The organism is Microcystis sp. M_QC_C_20170808_M3Col, from assembly GCF_007095505.1.
GTDB lineage: Bacteria > Cyanobacteriota > Cyanobacteriia > Cyanobacteriales > Microcystaceae > Microcystis.
The window spans coordinates 1-3,945 of sequence record NZ_SFBY01000176.1; the positions used below are offsets into that span (position 1 = coordinate 1).

Genomic DNA, 3,945 nt, shown 5'->3' on the forward strand with positions numbered 1-3,945 from the left:
GCAATTGATAGCCTGTTAAATTCCCTTGTTTCCACCACCTCCAAGCCGTTCGATAACTTATTCCTGTTTTTTTTGCCTAGTCTGATAGTTTCGTGTTCACATATTACCATGGCTGGCTACATATGACTATATTTGTATTGAAACTTTACAATACCTTTTGCACTCCTAATTAGGGCTTGCTGAAAAAGTTTTTCCTGGGTGTGGGGTGTGGGGTGTGGGGTTTTACCGGTTTTGAGGTGGCCAATTACCTAATTTTCAGGGAAAAAGTACCTCAATTTTACCCCTGATCACTCCCATGCCTGGTACTTTTTGATTGACAAAAAGTCTAAAAGTCTTACCCAACAAGGTTTTTAGATTTTTTGCCGCAAACCCTATCTAGTTGTCCACTTGTGGATAGCTCTGCAAGGGTTTTGGTCTTTCAACCAAGATTCAGGTATGCCCTACCCTATCTGCCTTGCGACAAAATGTTTTTAGTTTGTTTCAGTCTTGGAAAAGACTTACTCCCCTGTTTTAAGAGTTTTCGGGTGGCTCTTGTCTTGTTTTTTCTCCTCAAAAGTGCCGTACTATTGCAACGGGATTTTCACGGTGTGAGCGGCATTTCAACCTGTTGACTCTTATATTCTAACACAACTCTAAACAGTTGTGCTTCGTGTCACTGAGCCTGTCGAAGTGCTGTTCTATATTGGCGGAACCTTTCATCTCCGAGGTAAAACATACATAGGGTTTGCGGCAAAAAGTTTTTCGGTGGTGGCAGGGTGTGGGGTGTGGGGTGTGGGGTGTGGGGTTTTACCAGTTTTGAGGTGGCCAATTACCTAATTTTCAGGGAAAAAGTCCCAGAATTTTCCCCCCGATCACTCCCATATCCAGTACTTTTTGATTGACAAAAGGTCTAAAAGTCTTACCCAACAAGGTTTTTAGATTTATTCAGCCAGCCCTACATAGCCTTCAAGCCGACATTAAAGGTAAATTCCCTAACTTATTTCCGGCGACGGATCACCAGTAACGAAGCGCCGAAACCGAGCAGTCCGGCGATTGTCGTCGGTTCGGGAACGGTTTCGAGGGCGCTTTGCTGGGTTATGGCGATGTGGGTCTGATCGAGTAGTCCGGGGATACCAGGGACGGATTTACCGTAATCGGTAAAGCCCTGACCGACGAGGCTCGATAACACTTCCGATCCTTTCCCCTGATAAAAAACGGGAACGGGGCGGTTCGTGTGATTGCCCCATTTGTATTTGGTTAAACCAGTGGGAGCTGTCGCGCCCTCGGAACCCCAGAAATGACCTGCACCCGCCGGAGTATTGAGCGAGAAGGTCATATCGTCAGCGCCCACGGTTTGCAGGAGTTCGGGATAGTCATCGCGGAGGGTAAAGTAATGATCGTGGTCGGCGGTGACGATTAGTAAATTCTGTTCCCAACCGCCGTTATTGTTAATCCAATCAATGACGTACTGCACCGAATCGTTAAAATCGAGGGTTGCGCCGATGAGGTTATCGAGGTTATTATCGTGGGCTGCCCAATCGATATCGCCCCCTTCCACCATGAGCCAAAATCCTTCGCGATCTCTGCCGAGAACGTCTAAGGCCGCTTGGGTGAGCTCCTTCAGCCGCGGGTTCTGGTTTAACTCGGTGGCGATGAACGAAGCGTCGGTTTCGCCGAGGAGCAGGGGACGTTGGGTGTCTGGATTGGGGATACCGGGGATGATATTGCGGGAATCTCCGGCCTGCGCGGAACTAAACAGCGAGAACATATCTAGTCCAGTGTTGCGATAGGTTCCGTCCGCAGAGTTAATGGGAAGATTGCCGTTCTGTCCCCGTGCGCCGTAGAGACCGAGAAGACGATTACCGTTGGGATCGTCTGGATCGATTAACGCCGCCGCGTCTAACAGAGCCTGTGTCGCGTCCGGCCCGCGTTCGATAAAAGTGTACCCGTAGCGGTTATTAATCGGGTTCGCTTTCAGGTAGTCGTAAGTATCTCGGGTAATGTAGGTGTAATCCACTGGGGGTTCCACCTGTCCGCCAGGAGGGAGGGGTAACGGATTACTCGCCGGGTTCCCACCACCGAGCAGAACGGTGGGCTGATAGATGCGGAGTTCCTGTTGCAGAATGTTATCGAGGTTGGGGAAAATCGCGTCGTATTTATTGCGACGGTTGACGTTAGCTGCAGCTGCGCCTGGTGTGGCGTGATCGATTGGAACCGAGGTGACAAGGCCGGTAGCCTTGCCTTTCTCCGCGGAGATCGCAAGGGTGGATTTTAAGGCTTTCTCGAAGATATCGACCCCGATCGCGTTGTTATAGCTTTTTACCCCAGTGTAGAGGGTGGTCGCGGTGTTGGCCGAGTCGGGATAACTGTATTTGATGTATTCTCGATCGAATCCCGCGCCGGGAGTACCGCCGTAGTAAGCGTCATCCCAAGGCACCGAGCCGCCGCGAGCGGGATCGTAACCCACGAGATTCCCGACCGCGAAGGGGTTAGGATTGGTCGCGCCTCCCGTCGGGGTCGTGCCGGGGTTAAAGGTGGGGGTAAAGGTGAAGCCGGGGCGGACTGGACTCGCGCCAGTCGCGGAGTTGGAACCGGTCAGTGCGGAATTGTTGGTGCTGAAGGTTCCGTTGGCTGGAGCGATCGTCGTTCCGTAGGTGGTGACGAGACCAAAGTTCGCTAGAGTCTGCCAACTCAGCCCCGTGCCCTGTCCGGAGGTGTAGAAGTCGTTTAGGCTATTCCCCGTCGCGCCTTGATTAATCTGCCGTTGGATGGCGGCGGCGCGGGTCATCTCCCAACCCATACCATCGCCGATCATCACGATCACATTTTTCGTGTTCGTGATCGTTCCCGCTACCGATGGACGGGCAATAGACCCAACCGTCCAGATACCGGCGATCCAGCAAAGTATCGAACAGATAGGTTGTAGAGAGCGTTTATAATTCGATTTCATGAGAAGTTAGCAAAGGAAAAATTACCTCCTCAATGCTAAAGATCGATCGTTAATGTTGTTTTATCCGACTATTAAATTCCGATTAAAATTCTTAAAAATTATGATATTTTAAGATTGTTTGTACTCAACTTTAGACTTATAGACAAAAGAAATCGGCTTGGCTAGTCAATAAAAGCCAGGAAACCGTGAGAGATATCGTTTCGGAAAGATTAAGAGATTTCTTGAACCGCCTTTTTCTTTTTAGAAACTCGCTTTTTGACGTTCGGATAGCGAGTTCGAAGGGTGCGCTTTTCGCCTTTCGGCCAACCTGGCGATTTTTTCTACTTGACTCAATTGGGGCTCTTCTCGACTTTGTGTGATAATTTTTGCTTATGGAATCGTGAAACGTTGACTGAGAAAGACTTTTACGACTATTTTGCCGAAGAAACTATCAGTATAGGCTTCGTTTTCACACAGGAATTAAATATAAGATGAACGTAGGTTGGGTTGAAGTATGAAACCCAACGCCCGCATAAGTTACGAAGTGCGCTAACCCATCCTACAAATAATTGTACCTCCCTACTTATACCAAATTTCAAAAACTATGGCATACTTATAGAAAAAATGATTAAGTGGATAAATTGGCGATGCCGGTCGTACCCAAAATTGATATTGTTGAGTCAGTAGAAGATTTAAAAGAATTAATGAAACAACAAAAAAGTAGTTTAGCCTACGCTAAAGTACAGTCCTTATATTTTTTGGCTCTTCGTTACTCTTTATGCTAAATCAACAGACAAGATGCCAAGATAACATACTTCTAACCCAAAAATTACGAAAGTTTCTAAAGCCATAGCCTCTTCGTTTTATTAGTTTAAGTTTATTGTTGATTCCCTCGACCACCCCATTCGTTGTTCTTCGCTCGAAATAACTAATGATTTCTCCAAACCAGTTTCGGATTGTTTGACAACTCTTGGTAAAAACACTGGAGGATTTTGCCAACCATTCCGAGATGGATAGCATTCCCTCTGTCGGATTCT

Annotated in this window: 2 protein-coding genes and 1 pseudogene; 1 reads left to right on the forward strand and 2 read right to left on the reverse strand. The window is 47.7% G+C overall.

All coding sequences use genetic code 11. The features are described 5' to 3' along the window. Positions 1 to 976 precede the first annotated feature (976 nt). Positions 977 to 2,929 (reverse strand): alkaline phosphatase, encoded by a 1,953-nt coding sequence (locus EWV84_RS08030; protein WP_287077582.1) that lies wholly within the window; start codon positions 2,927 to 2,929, stop codon positions 977 to 979. 626 nt (positions 2,930 to 3,555) lie between these two features. Here EWV84_RS08030 and EWV84_RS08035 point away from each other — a divergent pair. Continuing rightward, positions 3,556 to 3,678, forward strand: a pseudogene (locus tag EWV84_RS08035) (IS630-like element ISMae27 family transposase); the annotation flags it as partial. 16 nt (positions 3,679 to 3,694) lie between these two features. Here EWV84_RS08035 and EWV84_RS08040 read toward each other — a convergent pair. Continuing rightward, the coding region (locus EWV84_RS08040; RefSeq protein WP_287077583.1) for a transposase at positions 3,695 to 3,945 on the reverse strand (251 nt) is incomplete at its 5' end.

Excerpts from the sequence above, each read along its gene's own strand:
- EWV84_RS08030 (WP_287077582.1), bottom strand. The coding sequence starts at position 2,929 with ATGAAATCGAATTATAAACGCTCTCTACAACCTATCTGTTCGATACTT.